This window comes from Streptomyces sp. NPDC004629, assembly GCF_042873595.1.
In the GTDB taxonomy this organism is placed as follows: Bacteria; Actinomycetota; Actinomycetes; order Streptomycetales; family Streptomycetaceae; genus Streptomyces.
The window spans coordinates 14767-30633 of record NZ_JBIALO010000013.1; the positions used below are offsets into that span (position 1 = coordinate 14767).

Annotated in this window: 13 protein-coding genes and 1 pseudogene; 7 read left to right on the forward strand and 7 right to left on the reverse strand. The window is 71.0% G+C overall.

Annotated features, from left to right (window positions below; all coding sequences use genetic code 11):
• Window positions 1-151: 151 nt before the first annotated feature.
• The 6 genes from ACFYTE_RS20945 to ACFYTE_RS20970 all read right to left on the reverse strand — a co-directional run bounded on the left by ACFYTE_RS20945 (window position 152) and on the right by ACFYTE_RS20970 (window position 7364).
• The gene (locus ACFYTE_RS20945) at window positions 152-1579 is read right to left on the reverse strand and encodes an NAD(P)/FAD-dependent oxidoreductase (RefSeq protein ID WP_388712325.1); all 1428 of its coding nucleotides are present in this window, start codon (window positions 1577-1579) and stop codon (window positions 152-154) included.
• A 43-nt stretch (window positions 1580-1622) separates the two neighbouring features.
• On the reverse strand, window positions 1623-2423 hold the full coding sequence (locus ACFYTE_RS20950) for an ABC transporter permease (RefSeq protein ID WP_388712328.1): 801 nt from the start codon (window positions 2421-2423) through the stop codon (window positions 1623-1625).
• The gene (locus ACFYTE_RS20955) at window positions 2424-3353 is read right to left on the reverse strand and encodes an ABC transporter permease (RefSeq protein WP_388712330.1); all 930 of its coding nucleotides are present in this window, start codon (window positions 3351-3353) and stop codon (window positions 2424-2426) included.
• 2 nt (window positions 3354-3355) lie between these two features.
• Window positions 3356-4510, reverse strand: coding sequence for an ABC transporter ATP-binding protein (locus tag ACFYTE_RS20960; RefSeq protein WP_388712333.1), 1155 nt, complete (start codon window positions 4508-4510; stop codon window positions 3356-3358).
• A gap of 5 nt (window positions 4511-4515) precedes the next feature.
• Entirely contained in the window at window positions 4516-5763 is a 1248-nt protein-coding gene (locus tag ACFYTE_RS20965) for a PotD/PotF family extracellular solute-binding protein (protein ID WP_388712335.1), read from the reverse strand.
• Between the two features lie 65 nt (window positions 5764-5828).
• Window positions 5829-7364, reverse strand: coding sequence for a gamma-aminobutyraldehyde dehydrogenase (locus ACFYTE_RS20970; protein ID WP_388712337.1), 1536 nt, complete (start codon window positions 7362-7364; stop codon window positions 5829-5831).
• 207 nt (window positions 7365-7571) lie between these two features.
• Here ACFYTE_RS20970 and ACFYTE_RS20975 point away from each other — a divergent pair, with 207 nt between their 5' ends.
• Window positions 7572-8132 carry an NADAR family protein gene (locus ACFYTE_RS20975; protein WP_388712339.1) on the forward strand — a complete coding sequence of 187 codons (561 nt, stop codon included), beginning with the start codon at window positions 7572-7574 and terminating at the stop codon, window positions 8130-8132.
• A gap of 153 nt (window positions 8133-8285) precedes the next feature.
• Here ACFYTE_RS20975 and ACFYTE_RS20980 read toward each other — a convergent pair whose 3' ends face one another.
• Window positions 8286-8858 carry a DUF4190 domain-containing protein gene (locus tag ACFYTE_RS20980; protein ID WP_388712341.1) on the reverse strand — a complete coding sequence of 191 codons (573 nt, stop codon included), beginning with the start codon at window positions 8856-8858 and terminating at the stop codon, window positions 8286-8288.
• A gap of 633 nt (window positions 8859-9491) precedes the next feature.
• On the opposite strand from ACFYTE_RS20980, the pseudogene ACFYTE_RS20985 reads away from it, so the two are divergent.
• The 6 genes and pseudogenes from ACFYTE_RS20985 to ACFYTE_RS21010 all read left to right on the forward strand — a co-directional run bounded on the left by ACFYTE_RS20985 (window position 9492) and on the right by ACFYTE_RS21010 (window position 15827).
• Window positions 9492-10689: pseudogene (locus tag ACFYTE_RS20985) on the forward strand (adenosine deaminase).
• A 36-nt stretch (window positions 10690-10725) separates the two neighbouring features.
• Window positions 10726-11409 carry a glycerophosphodiester phosphodiesterase gene (locus tag ACFYTE_RS20990; protein WP_388712344.1) on the forward strand — a complete coding sequence of 228 codons (684 nt, stop codon included), beginning with the start codon at window positions 10726-10728 and terminating at the stop codon, window positions 11407-11409.
• Between the two features lie 179 nt (window positions 11410-11588).
• A complete protein-coding gene (locus ACFYTE_RS20995) occupies window positions 11589-12599 on the forward strand; it encodes a GNAT family N-acetyltransferase (protein ID WP_388712347.1) in 1011 nt (336 codons plus the stop codon).
• Window positions 12596-14008 (forward strand): ABC transporter substrate-binding protein, encoded by a 1413-nt coding sequence (locus ACFYTE_RS21000; RefSeq protein WP_388712350.1) that lies wholly within the window; start codon window positions 12596-12598, stop codon window positions 14006-14008. The genes ACFYTE_RS20995 and ACFYTE_RS21000 overlap by 4 nt, the downstream gene beginning before the upstream one ends.
• Window positions 14002-14961, forward strand: coding sequence for a carbohydrate ABC transporter permease (locus ACFYTE_RS21005; protein WP_388712353.1), 960 nt, complete (start codon window positions 14002-14004; stop codon window positions 14959-14961). The genes ACFYTE_RS21000 and ACFYTE_RS21005 overlap by 7 nt, the downstream gene beginning before the upstream one ends.
• Entirely contained in the window at window positions 14958-15827 is an 870-nt protein-coding gene (locus tag ACFYTE_RS21010) for a carbohydrate ABC transporter permease (protein ID WP_388712356.1), read from the forward strand. Before ACFYTE_RS21005 ends, ACFYTE_RS21010 begins: the two co-directional genes overlap by 4 nt.
• The last annotated feature ends 40 nt before the right edge of the window (window positions 15828-15867 follow it).

Genomic DNA, 15867 nt, shown 5'->3' on the forward strand with positions numbered 1-15867 from the left:
CCGAGCATTACGCAGATTCCCCACCCCACCCCAAGTGAACTGGATCACACCCCCACAACAACGCCCCAAAGGGGCGCGGGGAACTGCGCGACCAACCCCCACCCACCCGCAGACAACCGACCACGCACAACGGCCCAGCCCAGCGGAGCGCCTAGCTGTCGAAGCCCAGCCCCAACCGGTCCATCGCGCGGAGCCACACGTTGCGGCGCCCGGCATGGCTGTCCGCGCGGGCCAGCGACCACTTGGTGAGCGCGATGCCGGTCCAGGCGAACGGCTCGGGCGGGAACGGCACCGGCTTCTTGCGGACCATCTCCAGCGCGGTGCGCTCCGTGCGCTCCCCGGCCAGCAGGTCCAGCATCACGTCGGCGCCGAACCGGGTGGCGCCGACACCGAGGCCGGTGAAACCCGCCGCGTACGCCACCTTCCCCTGGTAGGCGGTGCCGAAGAACGCGGAGAAGCGGGAGCAGGTGTCGATCGCGCCGCCCCACGCGTGCGTGAAGCGGACGCCCGCCAACTGCGGGAAGCAGGTGAAGAAGTGCCCGGCGAGCTTGGCGTACGTCTGCGGGCGGTGGTCGTACTCGGCCCGCACCCGGCCGCCGTACGGGTAGACCGCGTCGTAGCCGCCCCACAGGATCCGGTTGTCCGCGGTCAGCCGGAAGTAGTGGAACTGGTTGGCGCTGTCGCCGAGCCCCTGCCGGCCCCGCCAGCCGATCGACGCCAGCTGTCCGGGCGTCAGCGGCTCCGTCATCAGGGCGTAGTCGTAGACCGGGACGGTGTAGGCGCGCACCCGCCGGACCAGGTTCGGGAAGACGTTGGTGCCGAGCGCGACGTGCCGGGCGCGGATCGCGCCGTACGGGGTGCGCACCGCCATCTGGGCGCCGTACGGCCGCAGGGTCAGCGCGGGCGTGTGCTCGTACACCCGCACCCCGAGGCCCAGGCAGGCGCGCTTGAGGCCCCAGGCCAGCTTGGCGGGGTGCAGCATGGCCACGCCCCGGCGGTCCCACAGGCCGGCCCGGAAGGTCGGCGAGTCGACCTGTTCCCGTACCGCGTCGGCGTCCAGGAACTCGATGCCGTCGGCGAGGCCCTTGTCGCCCAGTTCCCGGTGCCAGGCGCGCAGTTCCTCGGCCTGGTAGGGCTCGGTGGCGACGTCGATCTCGCCGGTGCGCTCGAACTCGCAGTCGAGGGAGTAGCGGGCGACCGCCTTCTCGATCTCGTCGAGGTTGCGGGCGCCCAGCTCCTCCAGCCGGTGGATCTCGTCCGGCCAGCGGGTCAGTCCGTTGCTCAGCCCGTGGGTGAGGGAGGCGGCGCAGAAGCCGCCGTTGCGGCCCGAGGCGGCCCAGCCCACCTCATGGCCCTCCACCAGCACCACGTCCCGGCCAGGATCGCGTTCCTTGGCGATGAGCGCGGTCCACAGGCCGCTGTAGCCGCCGCCGACGACCAGCAGGTCGCAGGTCTCGGTGCCGGTGAGGGCGGGTTCGGGACGGGGTTTGCCGGGGTCGTCCAGCCAGTACGGGACCGGCTGGGCTTCGGAAAGGGACGCAGTCCACTTTTGGGTACGGCTCATGGCGCTCGGGGCCATGATGTCAACTCCCTACGAGGGTTTCCGGGTGTTCCGCGAGGGCTTATGCCTTCTGCCGGTTGCGGCGGTTGCCGATGACCATGGAGGCCAGGACGAACAGTACGGCGATCAGGAACATGGCCGTACCGATGACATTGATCTGAACGGGCGTTCCGCGCTGCGCCGAACCCCACACGAACATGGGGAAGGTGACCGTCGAGCCCGCGTTGAAGTTGGTGATGATGAAATCGTCGAAGGAGAGCGCGAAGGACAGCAGCGCGCCCGCGGCGATCCCGGGGGCCGCGATGGGCAGCGTGACCCGGACGAAGGTCTGCACGGGCCCCGCGTACAGGTCGCGGGCGGCCTCCTCCAGACGCGGGTCCATCGACATCACCCGGGCCTTGACCGCGGTGACGACGAAGCTGAGGCAGAACATGATGTGGGCGATCAGGATCGTCCAGAACCCGAGCTGCGCACCCATGTTGAGGAAGAGGGTGAGCAGCGACGCCGCCATGACGACCTCGGGCATGGCCATCGGCAGGAAGATCAGCGAGCTGACGGCGCCGCGGGCACGGAAGCGGTAGCGGACCAGTGCGAAGGCGATCATCGTGCCGAGCACGGTGGCGCCGACCGTCGCCCACACGGCGATCTGGAGGCTGAGGGAGAGCGAGCCGCACATGTCGGCGACGCCGCACGGGTCTTTCCAGGCGTCCGTGGAGAACTGCTGCCAGGCGTAGTTGAAGCGCCCGTTCGGCTTGTTGAACGAGAACACCGTCACGATGACGTTGGGCAGCAGCAGATAGCCGAGGGTCAGCAGCCCGGCGATGACGACGAGATGGCGCTTGAGCCAGTTGACGAAGGGCATTTAGACCAGATCCTCCGTCCCGGACCTGCGGATGTAGAAGGTGACCATGAAGAGGATCGCGGCCATCAGGATGAAGGAGAGCGCCGCGGCCGTCGGATAGTCGAGGATCCGCAGGAACTGTGTCTGGATGACGTTTCCGATCATGCGGGTGTCGGTGGAGCCGAGGAGTTCGGCGTTGACGTAGTCGCCGGTCGCCGGGATGAAGGTCAGCAGGGTTCCGGAGACCACGCCCGGCATGGACAGCGGGAAGGTCACCTTGCGGAAGGTGGTGAAGGGCTTGGCGTACAGGTCGCCGGCCGCCTCGTGCAGCCGCCCGTCGATGCGTTCCAGCGACGAGTACAGCGGCAGGATCATGAACGGCAGGAAGTTGTACGTCAGACCGCACACCACCGCCAGCGGAGTGGCCAGCACCCGGTCGCCCGCGGTCCAGCCGAGCCAGTTCGTGACGTCCAGCACATGCAGCGAGTTGAGCGCGCCGACGACCGGCCCGCTGTCCGCGAGGATCGTCTTCCAGGCGAGCGTGCGGATCAGGAAGCTGGTGAAGAACGGCGCGATCACCAGGACCATGATCAGGTTCCGCCAGCGGCCCGCGCGGAAGGCGATCAGATACGCCAGCGGGTAGCCGAGCAGCAGGCACAGGAGGGTGGCCGCCGCGGCGTAGAACACCGAGCGCAGGAACTGCGGCCAGTACTCGCCGAGCGCGTCCCAGTAGGTGGCGAAGTGCCAGGTGACCTTGTAGCCGTCCTCCAGGGAACCCGTCTGCACGGACGTGGACGCCTGGTAGATCATGGGCAGCGCGAAGAAGATCACGAGCCAGAGGATGCCGGGCAGCAGCAGCCAGTACGGCGTCCAGCGACCGCGCCTGCGCGGGGCCTTCCGCTCGGTCACGGTGGGGCTGGGAGGCGAGGGCGCCTCGGTGAGCGTCGACATCGCTACGCGGCCTCTTCCTCGACGGTCTCCACGCCGGCGTCGATATCCTGGGCCGCATCCAGACCGAAGGTATGGGCGGGGCTCCAGTGCAGGACCACCTCGGCGCCGGGCACCAGCCGGCCGTCCCGCTCGACGTTCTGGACGTACACCGCGAACTCGGGGCACACGGCGCTGTCCACGACGTACTGCGTGGAGACGCCGATGAAGCTGGCGTCCGCGATCCTGCCGGTGACGCGGTTGCGGCCCTCGGGGATCTCGCCCGCGTCGTCGGCGTGCGTGAGGGAGATCTTCTCCGGGCGGATACCGACCAACACCTTGTCGCCGGTGCGGGCCGAGGCGGAACAGCGGGCCTTTGGCAGCAGCAGCTTTCCGTCGCCCGCCTTGAGGACGATGTCGCCGCCGCTGCAGGTGTCCACGTCGGCCTCGATGAAGTTGGAGGTGCCGAGGAAGTTGGCCACGAACGTGGTCCGCGGGTTCTCGTACAGGTCGGTGGGCGAGCCGAGCTGTTCGACGCGGCCCGCGTTCATCACCGCGACCGTGTCGGCCATGGTCATGGCCTCCTCCTGGTCGTGGGTGACATGGACGAAGGTGATGCCGACCTCGGTCTGGATCCGCTTCAGCTCCAGCTGCATCTGGCGGCGCAGCTTGAGGTCGAGGGCGCCCAGCGGCTCGTCCAGGAGCAGCACCTTGGGGTGGTTGATCAGGGCGCGGGCCACGGCCACGCGCTGCTGCTGGCCGCCGGAGAGCTGGTGCGGCTTCTTGCGTGCCTGCTCGCCCAGTTGCACCAGGTCGAGCATCTCCTCGACCTGCTTCTTCACCGACTTGATGCCGCGCCGGCGCAGACCGAAGGCGACGTTCTCGAAGATGTCCAGGTGCGGGAAGAGCGCGTAGGACTGGAAGACCGTGTTCACCGGCCGCTTGTACGGCGGCAGTCGGGTCACCTCCTGCTCGCCGAGGTGCACGCTGCCGGAGGTCGGCTCCTCCAGGCCCGCGATCATCCGCAGGGTGGTGGTCTTGCCGCAGCCCGAGGCGCCGAGCAGGGCGAAGAAGGAGCCCTGCGGCACGGTCAGGTCGAGCGGGTGCACAGCGGTGAACGAGTCGTAGGTCTTGCCGATCCCCACGAGGCGGACGTCGCCGCTGCTGTCTTTGGTGTTCATCCTCGTCACGCCCCTGTGAGCTTCGCGAACTTCTCTTCGTAGACCGTCTCTTCCTTCTGCGTCAGCGAGCGGAAGGCATGGGAGCCGGCCTGCATGGCCTTGTCCGGCAGGATCAGCGGGTTGTCCGCCGCGGACTTGTCGAGCTTCTGCAGATAGGGCTTCACGTCGTCGACCGGAGACACGTAGTTGATGTAGGCGGCGAGCGCCGCGGCCTGTTCCGGCTGGAAGTAGAAGTCGATCAGCCGCTCGGCGTTCGCCTTGTGCCGCGCCCTGTTCGGGATCAGCATGTTGTCGGTCGCCGTCATGTAACCGTTGGCCGGGATGATGTAGTCGACGTCCGGGCTGTCCGCCTGGAGTTGGACGATGTCGCCGCCCCAGGCCACGCAGGCGGCCAGGTCGCCCTTGGCGAGGTCCGACGTGTAGTCGTTGCCGGTGAAGCGGCGTATCTGGCCCTTGTCGACGGCCTTCTGCAGCCGGGCGATCACCGCGTCGAAGTCGTCGTCGGTGAACTTCTCCGGGTCCTTGCCCATGTCGAGCATGGTCATGCCGATGCTGTCGCGCATCTCCGACAGGAAGCCGACCCGGCCCTTCAGCTTCGGGTTGTCGAGCAGGTCGGAGATCGACTTCACCTCGATGCCGTCGAGCGCCTTCTTGTTGAACGCGATGACGGTGGAGATGCCCTGCCAGGGGTAGGAGTAGGCGCGTCCGGGGTCCCAGTCGGGGTTGCGGAACTGGGGCGACAGGTTGGTGAAGGCGTGCGGCAGGTTGGCCGCGTCCAGCTTCTGGACCCAGCCGAGGCGGATCAACCGGGCGGCCAGCCAGTCGGTGAGGACGATCAGATCGCGGCCGGTGTCCTGGCCCGCGGCGAGCTGCGGCTTGATCTTGCCGAAGAACTCGCTGTTGTCGTTGATGTCCTCGGTGTACTTCACCTTGATGCCGGTCTGCCGGGTGAACGCGTCGAGCGTCGGGTGCTTCTTGCCGCTGTCGTCGACGTCGATGTACTCGGGCCAGTTGGAGAAGTTGACGACCTTCTCCTGCGCCGAGTGGTCCTCGGCGGACGTACCGCCCTGCGTCTTGCCCGCCGCGGGGATCCCGCAGCCGCTCAGCGCCCCGAGTCCGCCCACCGCGAGCGCGCCGCCCGCGGAGGCGCGCAGCAGCGAACGGCGGGACAGGGCGGCCCTGCCGTTGCGGAAGCTGCGCCGCATGGCGGCCACTTGGGCCGGGGTGAGGCGATCGGGCTCGTACTGCTCCATGCGTATAGTGCCCTTTCGGGAGGGATGGCGGGGCCGGCCGTGGTCGGCGACCGCCCCTGTCGTCTCTATCGGTCCCCGAAGATCGTGCGGTGCCAGTCCTTCCTCGCGACCGCCGTGTTGTCGAACATGACATGCTTCACCTGCGTGTACTCCTCGAACGAGTACGCGGACATGTCCTTGCCGAAGCCGGACTGCTTGAATCCCCCGTGCGGCATCTCGCTGATGATCGGGATGTGGTCGTTGACCCAGACACAGCCCGCCTTGATCTCACGGGTCGCGCGGTTCGCCCGGTAGACGTCCCGGCTCCACGCGGAGGCAGCGAGGCCGTACGGGGTGTCGTTGGCCAGCCGGATCCCCTCGTCGTCACCGTCGAACGGCAGGACGACCAGCACCGGACCGAAGATCTCGGACTGGACGACCTCGCTGTCCTGGGGCGCGTCGGCGATCAGGGTGGGCCGATAGTACGCGCCGTCGGCCAGATCGCCCAGGGGGACCGCGCCACCGGTCACCACGCGCGCGTAGCCGCGGGCCCGGTCGACGAAGCCGGCCACCCGGTCGCGCTGGACGTGTGAGATCAGCGGGCCGAGGTCGGTGCCGGGGGCGAACGGGTCGCCGAGCCGGACGCTCTCCATCAGGGCGGCGGTCTTCTCCACGAACGCCTCGTACAGCGGGCGCTGCACGTACGCGCGCGTGGCGGCCGTGCAGTCCTGACCGGTGTTGATGAGGGCACCGGCGACCGCGCCGTTGGCGGCGGCGTCCAGGTCGGCGTCGTCGAAGACGACGAAGGGGGCCTTGCCGCCGAGTTCCAGGTGAATGCGTTTGACGGTGGCGGTGGCGATCTCGGCGACGCGCCTGCCGACCGCCGTGGAGCCGGTGAAGGAGGTCATGGCCACGTCGGGGTGACCGACCAGGCGCTCCCCCGCCTCCTTGCCGGTGCCGGTGACGATGTTGACGACGCCGTCCGGGATGCCCGCGGCGGTCGCGGCCTCGGCGAACAGCAGCGAGGTCAGCGGGGTCAGCTCGGCGGGCTTGAGCACGATGGTGTTGCCCGCGGCGATCGCCGGCAGGATCTTCCAGGCCGCCATCTGGAGCGGGTAGTTCCAGGGGGCGATGGACCCGACGACGCCGATGGGCTCCCGGCGGACGTACGACGTGTGGTCGCCGGAGTACTCGCCGGCGGACTGTCCCTGCAGATGGCGGGCGGCGCCCGCGAAGAACGCCGTGTTGTCGATGGTCCCGGGGACGTCGAACTCACGGGTCAGCTTGAGTGGCTTGCCGCACTGAAGGGACTCGGCGCGGGCGAACTCCTCGGCGCGGTCCGCGAGGACGGCGGCGAACCGGTGCAGGGCGTCGGAGCGTTCGCCGGGGGTCGCGGCGGCCCAGGCCGGGAAGGCCGCGCGGGCGGCGGCGACCGCGGCGTCCACGTCGTCGGGCCCGGCCAGTTCATAGCGGTACACGTCCGTGCCGGTGGCCGGATCGACCACGCGGTGGGTGCGGCCCGACGTCCCCTTCGTCAGGTGTCCGGCGACGTACTGCGCCCCGTCCGCGAGGCGCTCCTGTGCCGGGAATCGTTCCGCAGTGGCGGTGCCCGGTTTGTGCATGTCGCTCTCCTCCGCCGTCGCCCCGTCCGGAGGGCGGGTGGCGTAGCTCCGGCTCGATGTGAGTGCCGATCCTGACAGAGCAAGGGGACTCCAACAAGTGATTCCGTTGTTGCCTTTTGGTTACGCGACGGAATCTGTCGACCAGATGCCGAGTAGGCCTCGGAAACCGCGGACAGACTGTCAGTGGTGCCTGCCAAACTGGCGTGCATGGGGACGATCGATTCGGTGGAGACGCTGATCAGGGAGGTCCGCGCGGGGGCGCGCGTCAAGTACCTGCACTTCTGGGGGCACCGGCCGAGAGCGGACGGGCGGGTCGGAGCGAGCTGTTTCAGCCAGTGGTGGCCTTCACCGTTCATGGTGGACGCGGTGGAGTACGCGACGGCCGAGCACTGGATGATGGCCCAGAAGGCGAGACTCTTCGGGGACGCGGAGGCGGAGCGCCGGGTGCTGGCCGCGGGGCACCCCTCACAGGCCAAGAAGGCGGGGCGGCTGGTGCGGGACTTCGACGAGAAGGTGTGGGAGCGGGAGCGCTTCCGGATCGTGGTCGAGGGCAGCGTGCACAAGTTCGGCGCGCATGCCGGCCTGCGGGAGTTCCTGCTGAGCACCGGCGAGCGTGTTCTGGTGGAGGCGAGTCCGGTGGACCGCGTGTGGGGCATCGGCCTCGCGGCGGGCGACGAGGCGGCCACCGACCCCGAACGCTGGCGCGGCCCGAACCTCCTGGGCTTCGCCTTGATGACGGCCCGCGAACAGCTGGCACACAGCGACTGAACCGACGCGCGGACGACTGGCACGATGGCTGAACCGACGGCCGGGTCAGCCTCCCGGAACCTGCCGTCCGACGGCCTGCGGGGCAGGGGCCCGGGGCCGCGCGTAGCGCGCCACGCGGGTGGGGCCGCGGGCGGCTTGTCATAGGGGTGCAGGTCAGGCGGTCGTGGCGATGAAGAAGGCGAGCAGGACGAGGGCCAGGACGATGCCGGTCGCGCCGCAGATGATGCCCGCCAGGGCCTGGCCGGGGTTGGTCGCCTCGCCGCGGCGGGCCCTGCCGCGGCCGATCGCGCCGAAGATCACGGCCAGCGCGCCCACCAGGATCGCCACCGGCCACATGCAGAAGCCGATCGCCGCCAGGATGCCCAGCACCAACCCGGCCGTGCCCAGCCCGTTGCTCGGCATCGGCTGCATGCCGGACCAGCCGTAGTAGCCGGGGCCGGCGGCGGGCGGCGCGGGGTAGCCGTAGCCCGCGGGGCCGCCCGGGTAGCCGTACGGAACCTGGCCGGGGCCGCCGGGTGCGAGGGGCGGCGGCGGAACCGGCGCCCCCTGCGGCTGCGCGGCAGGCGGTGCGAAGGGGGCGCCCGCCGGGGACTCCTGACGCGGCGGGGCGAACGGGTTCGGCGGTGGGGCCGCCGGCGGTGTGCCGGCCGGCCCGGCCCAGGGCGGCGCCGTACTCGCCTCCGGGTACGAGGCGACCGTCGACTGATCGTGAACGGAGGGCGCCACCTGCGGGTCATGGGCAAAGGGCGGGAGCGGGGTGCCGGAGCCGCCCGCGACGACCGTGTCACCCGGTCCGCTCGCCAAGGCGCCGGGCGCGGGGGCGGGGGCGGGGGCGGCGTCCGCCGGAGCCGCCCACGGGTCGACGCCCGGCCGGGGCGCGGCGGTGTCGGGCCGCGGTGCGGTGGCAGCGTCCGCCGGGGTGGCCGCGGGCGCCCGGTCGGTGGGCGGGGCCCACGGCGCGGAAGCCGCCTCCCGGGTCGCGGACGACGAAGCACCAGGGGCGGATCCGCCGCCCGCATCCCACGACCCCGCGGTGGCACCGGCCGGCTCGGGCCAGACCCCCGTGGCCAAAGCCGTGGATCCGGCCACGGGCCCGGACCGGGGATCCGAACCGGCCGGGGCCGGCCAGGACACCACGTCCGCGCCACCGTCGGCGGCCGCGCCCCGACCCGTGGCCCCACCACCCGCAACGACACCGCCCGCAACGGCACCCTCAGCGGCCGAACCGCCGGCGGCAGGCGCGGCAGGCGTCGTGGACCGGGTGTCGGGCGAGGCAGCGTGGCCGGGCGTCGCTCCGCTCTCCGCGGCGTTCTGCGGTGCCTCGTCGGACATGTCGCACGGTCCCCTCTCATCGGCGTGCTGTCATGCTACGGGCAGGCCAGTGCCGCCCCGGGCACGGCTTACGATGACCCCCGAGTCACCGATCAGCCGATCACCCGCGCCCGGACCCCGGTCCGCCGGCGCCTTCCCGGGGAGGGACCTCTTGACCGACAGCGCCGCACCCGCCGACCGCGCCGCACCCGCCGACCGCGACCTGCAAGCCTTCATCGCCGGACTGCCCAAGGCCGAACTGCACGTCCACCACGTCGGCTCCGCTTCCCCGCGCATCGTCTCGGAACTCGCCGCCCGTCACGCCGACTCCAAGGTCCCCGCCGACCGGGAGGCGCTGGCCGAGTACTTCACCTTCACGGACTTCGCCCACTTCATCGACGTGTACCTGTCCGTCGTCGACCTCGTCCGCACCCCGGAGGACGTCCGCCTCCTCACCTACGAGGTGGCCCGCGACCTGGCCCGGCAGCAGGTGCGGTACGCCGAGCTGACCATCACGCCGTTCTCCTCGACCCGCCGCGGCATCGACGCACGCGCCTTCATGGACGCGATAGAGGACGCCCGCAAGGCGGCCGAGTCCGAGTTCGGGACCGTGCTGCGCTGGTGCTTCGACATCCCCGGCGAGGCGGGCCTCGATGCCGCGGAGGAGACGGTCCGGCTCGCCACCGACGACCGGGTGCGCCCGGAGGGCCTGGTCTCCTTCGGGCTCGGCGGACCCGAGATCGGCGTGCCCCGGCCGCAGTTCAAGCCGTACTTCGACCGGGCCGTCGCCGCCGGGCTGCGCTCCGTGCCGCACGCCGGTGAGACGACCGGCCCCGAGACGGTCTGGGATGCGCTGACCGAGCTGGGCGCCGAGCGGATCGGGCACGGCACCAGCTCGGCCCGCGACCCCAAGCTGCTCGCGCACCTCGCCGACCACCGCATCCCGCTGGAGGTCTGCCCGACCTCCAACATCGCCACCCGCGCGGTGCGCACCCTCGACGAGCACCCGATCAAGGAGTTCGTCGAGGCCGGCGTCGTGGTCACCGTCAACTCGGACGACCCGCCGATGTTCGGTACCGACCTCAACAACGAGTACGCGGTGGCCGCCCGGCTGCTCGGCCTCGCCGAGCGCGGCCTCGCCGACCTCGCCAAGAACGCGGTGGAGGCGTCCTTCCTGGACCCGGCGGGCAAGGCCCGGATCGCCGCCGAGATCGACACCTACACGGCGGACTGGCTCGCCCGCTGAACCCCCCGCGCGGTGTTCATCCGCACAATGGGGTCCATGCAGACCGTGACCGCCGTCGCGCACCGCGGCGACCCCTATCGCTTCCGTGAGAACACCATCGACTCACTGCGTTCCGCGCTCCGGCGGGGCGCGGACGCGGTCGAGATCGACGTACGGCTCACCCGTGACGGCGTACCCGTGCTGCTGCACGACGCGACGCTGGAGCGGCTGTGGGAGCACGACCGGCCGCTCGGCTCGCTGTCCGCCGCCGAGGTGCGCGGACTCACCGCGGGCGGCGTGCCGACGCTGGAGGAGGCGCTGGCCGCGACGGACGACAGCCGGGTGATGGTCGACCTGCCGGGCCGGGTCGAGCGCCGGACCGCACGGCGGATCGTGGAGGCCGTGCACGCGGCCGGGGCGCGGGACCGCGTCTACTACTGCGCGGGCGCGGAGGCGATGCTGGCCGTCCGCGCCGCCGACCCGGCCGCCGAGATCGCGCTGACCTGGACGACGCTCGCGCCGCCGCGGCCCGCCCTGCTGGCAGCGGTGGGCCCGCGCTGGCTCAACTACCGCTTCAGCCTGGTCAGCCGGGACCTCGCCGCCCGCGTCCACCACGGCGGTCAGCTGCTGTCGGTATGGACCCCCGACACGCGCCGTGCCATGCGACGCCTCCTGGACCTGGGCGTCGACTCGATCACCACGAACCGCATCGACGCCCTCTGCACTCTCCGCCAGGGCTGAGCGCTCCCGGCCGCCCGGCCGTGCTCACGGGGAGAGAACCCTTGGTCATTAATTGCGGAATTCCCTGACATACAAGTAAATTTCCAGCCGCCGTTTCAAGAGGTCACCGGCGGACGGGGGCGAAGGATGAGCACGGCCGTACGCGAAGTGAGCCCGCGCAGGAAAGGGCGCCCCCGTCCATGACCGACCGCACGACGCGTTCTGGGGCCGTGATCCGTGGCTTTCGCGTGGGCGACGGTCCGCAGGTGGTGCAGGCGTGGCGCCGCAGTGCGCCGGCCGACCCGATCACGGCGGACCGCTTCCGCTCCCTGGTGCTGCTCGACGCCAACTTCGATCCGGCGGGGCTTCGGGTCGCGGTCGACGGCGCGCGTGTCGACGGCGGACGTGTCGACGGCGGACGTGTCGTCGGCGCGGCCTACGCGGTGCGCCGGCTGACGCCGCTGACCGGCATCGACCTGGAGCCGGAGCAGGGCTGGATCCCGTTCTTCTTCGTCGACCCGGCCGCCCGCGGGCGCGGCCTCGGCCGCCGGCTGCTGACCGACGCCCTCGACTGGCTGCACGGCCACGGCCGCACCCAGGTGGACTTCTCCTCGTACACTCCGCACTACGTCCTGCCCGGCCTGGACGCCGAGGCGTACCCGGAAGCGGCCGGGCTCCTTGAGTCCCTGGGCTTTCGCACGCTGTACGAAGCTGCGGCGATGGACCGTGGCCTGGTCGGCTACCGCTTCCCCGCGGACGCGGCGCGCCGCCTGGCCGAACTGACGGCACACGGCCACCGGTTCGGCACACCGTCCGACGACGACCTGGTGGACCTGGTGGCGCTCGCCGGGCAGCACTTCAGCCCGGACTGGGCGCGCGCGATCCGGGAGTGTCTGGCCGCTGGCACACCGCTCGACCGGATCGTCGTCGTCCGGGACCCCGCGGGCCGCCTGGTGGGCTGGGCGATGCACGGCGCGTACGAGTCGGTGGACGAGAGGTTCGGCCCGTTCGGTGTGCTGGAAGAAAGGCGCGGCACCGGGCTCGGCAAGGTTCTGCTGCATCTGGTCCTGGAGCGGATGCGGGCGCGCGGGGCGCACTCGGCGTGGTTCCTGTGGACCGGTGAGCGCTCCCCGGCGGGCCATCTGTACCGCGACGCCGGTTTCCGCACGACCCGGCTGTTCCGCGTGCTGCGCAAGGAGGCCACCCGATGACGCCGGGACGCCGCACCGGCGGCCTGAGCCGCCGTCACTTCGCGCTCGCTCTCCCCTCGGCGCTGCTCGCCTCCGGGTGCGCCGCGCCGCACCGGGGCACCGGGCGCCCCGGGGATCCGATCGTCCTCACCCTGCTCTCCCACTACGCGAGCGGCGCGCTCAAGAAGGCCCTCCAGGGCCCGGTCGACGAGTGGAACGCCACGCACGAACGGGTCAAGGTGCGGACGACGGCGGTCGAGTTCACCGACCTGCTGACCACCTTCATGGTCCGGCAGGCCGCCGGCCAGGGCGCCGACATCGTCCACCCGTACTGCCTGTGGAACGGCCAACTGGTCCGGGCCGGTGTCCTGCGGCCGGCTCCGTCCGGGCACGCCGCGGAGATCAGGCGCGGCTACAGCGAGGCCGCGGTCGGCGCGTCATCGGTGGGAGGCACGGTCTACGGCTACCCCACCGAGGTGCAGACGTACGCCCTCTACTACAACAAGCGGCTGCTGCGCGAGGCCGGCGTGGACGGACCTCCGCGCACCTGGCGGGAGTTGGAGGAGACGGCCTACCGCACCACCAGGCGGGACCGGTACGGCAACACGCTGGTCCAGGGGTTCGGTCTTTCGGCCTACGACGACTCCACCACCGTCGGCCAGACGCTCGCCCTGCTGAGCACGGCCGGCGGAACGTTCGTCTCCGCGGACGGCAGGCGCACCGCCATCGACTCGCCGGCCGGCCGGGCCGTGTTCGACCTGGAGCACCGCCTCGTCGGCAAGGGCGCGAGCGCCCCCGGCGTCAACGTCTACCGGGCGTTCCCGTCCGGGCAGGCGGCCATGGTGGTCGGCGCCGGCTGGTGGACCGGGACCCTGAAGGCCCTGATGGGCGAGGACTACCGCGATGTGGGCGTCGCGCCCGTGCCCGTGCCCGCGGCGGGCGGCCGACGCGCCACGCTCTGCACCGGGTTCCTGCTGGGCGTCAACACGGCCTGTGAACACCCGGGCGAGGCCTGGGAGTTCCTGCGCTGGCTCAACACCGAGAAGGTGAACGTGAAGAACGCCGCGAAGGGCGCGACGGCGACCCGGATGAGCCTGCTCCAGGTGTCGGTCGGCTCGCTGACCGGCCGCGCCGACGACATGCGGACCCTCCTCGGCGACGGCGGCGCAGAGGCAGGGGCAGGCGCAGGCGCAGGGGCAGGCGCAGTCGGTGAAGGCAGCGGCGGCGACCCGGGCCGCGATCCGAATCTGCGCCCGTTCCTGGACGCGCTGGCGTACGCGGTGCCCGAGCCGAACGTGCCGGGCGCGCAGCAGGCCAAGTCGCTGCTGCGCAAGAACATCGAGGCGCTCTGGACCGGTCAGCAGTCCGTCGACGAGGCGCTGCGCACGACCCGCCGCCAGGTCGACCAGGAGGTGTCGCGCTCATGGTGAACGCCCTGGTACCGGAGACGGCCGAGCGGGCGCACGGCAGGCGGTACGTACCGTCCGCCGTCGACGGCCGCACCCGCGCCCGGCGCCGCCAGGCCCTCGTCGCCTATCTCTTCCTCGCGCCGACGCTGCTGTTCTTCGCCGTGTTCCTGATCCTGCCGCTCGGCTTCGCGCTGCTGCTGTCGATGTCCCGCTGGGCCGGGTTCGACCTCGGCGCCATCGATCCGGTCGGTCCGGACAACTTCACCGGCCTGTTCGCGGACGGATCGACGTTCCTGACGCCGATCCTCACCAACACACTGCTGTTCGCCCTGGGCACCGTGGCCCTCGCGCTCGCGGGCTCCGTGCTCGTCGCCACCTGCATCGACAAGCTGCGCTTCCAAGGGCTGTGGCGCACCCTGTACTTCCTGCCGATCGTCACGACCGTCGTCGCCGTCGGCAACGTGTGGAAGTACATGTACGAGCCGGGCGGCCTGGTCAACGGCGTCCTCAACGCCCTGGGGATCGGCTCGGTGGCGTTCCTCCAGGACCCGGACACCGCGCTGCCCTCCGTCGTGGTCGTACAGGCCTGGGCCTCGCTCGGCACGGCGATCCTCATCCTGACCGCCGGGCTGAAGTCCGTTCCCGAGTCGTACTACGAGGCCGCCGCGCTCGACGGCGCCGGGCCCGTCACCGTCTTCTGGAAGATCACCCTGCCACTGCTGCGGCCGTCCCTGCTGCTCGTGTGCGTCACCCAGTTCATCTCCGGCCTCCAGTCGTTCGCGCTGATCACCGTGATGACCAGGGGCGGGCCGGGCGACGCGACCGATGTGGCCGCACTGGAGATGTACCGGCAGGCCTTCTCGTACGGCGACTGGGGCGCGGCGAGCGCCGCCGCCTTCGTGCTGTTCGTCGTGGTCCTCGTGGTCACCCTGGCGCAGTTGTGGATCTTCCGGCGCGGCGGGGAGGACGCGTGATCCGCCGCCGGTTCCCGTGGCTGTCGTATCTGGTGGTCGGGACCGGCGCCGCGCTCACGGTGGTGCCGTTCCTCGACATGGTGATGACGTCGTTCAAGGGGCCCGGCGAGTCCGGCACGTTGCCGTACCGGTTCCTGCCCAAGGCGTTCGACCCGTCCAACTACCGGGCCGCCATCGACCAGCTCGACCTGCCGGTGCTCTTCCGCAACAGCGTCGTCGCCACCGCCGTGATCACCGGGTCGGTGCTGCTCACGTCGTCGCTCGCCGGCTACGCGCTCGCCAAACTCCGCTTCCCCGGGCGGGACTTCGTCTTCCGCCTCGTGCTGTCGACGATGATGTTCCCGCCGTTCCTGTTCTTCGTCCCGCGCTTCCTGATCCTGGTGCACTGGCCGCTGGCGGGCGGCAACGATCTGTTCGGACGCGGCGGCGCGGGCCTGACCGTCAGCATCGTGGCGCTCACCGTGCCGTTCCTCGTCAACGGCTTCGGGATCTTCCTGATGCGCCAGTTCATGCTCTCGATCCCGGACGAGGTGCTGGAGGCCGCGCGCATCGACGGGGCCGGTGAGTTCGCCGTGTGGTGGCGGATCGTGGTGCCGCAGACCAAGCCGGTCGTGGTGACGCTCGGGCTGCTGACCTTCGTCGACGCCTGGAACGAGTACATCTGGGCGTTGCTCGTCTCGACCGCCGACCCGGACGTGATGACCCTGCCCGTCGGCATCCAGCTCCTTCAGGACCACATCGATCCGACCCGCACGATGCCCGTCGTCATGGCCGGCCTCGTCCTCAGCATCCTGCCGGTCCTGATCCTGTTCCTGCTGCTCCAGAAGTACTACATCCGCGGCGTCATGCTCAGCGGCCTCAAGTGACCGCACCCGCCTAGGTCCTGTCGTCAAACTCCCGTCGTTC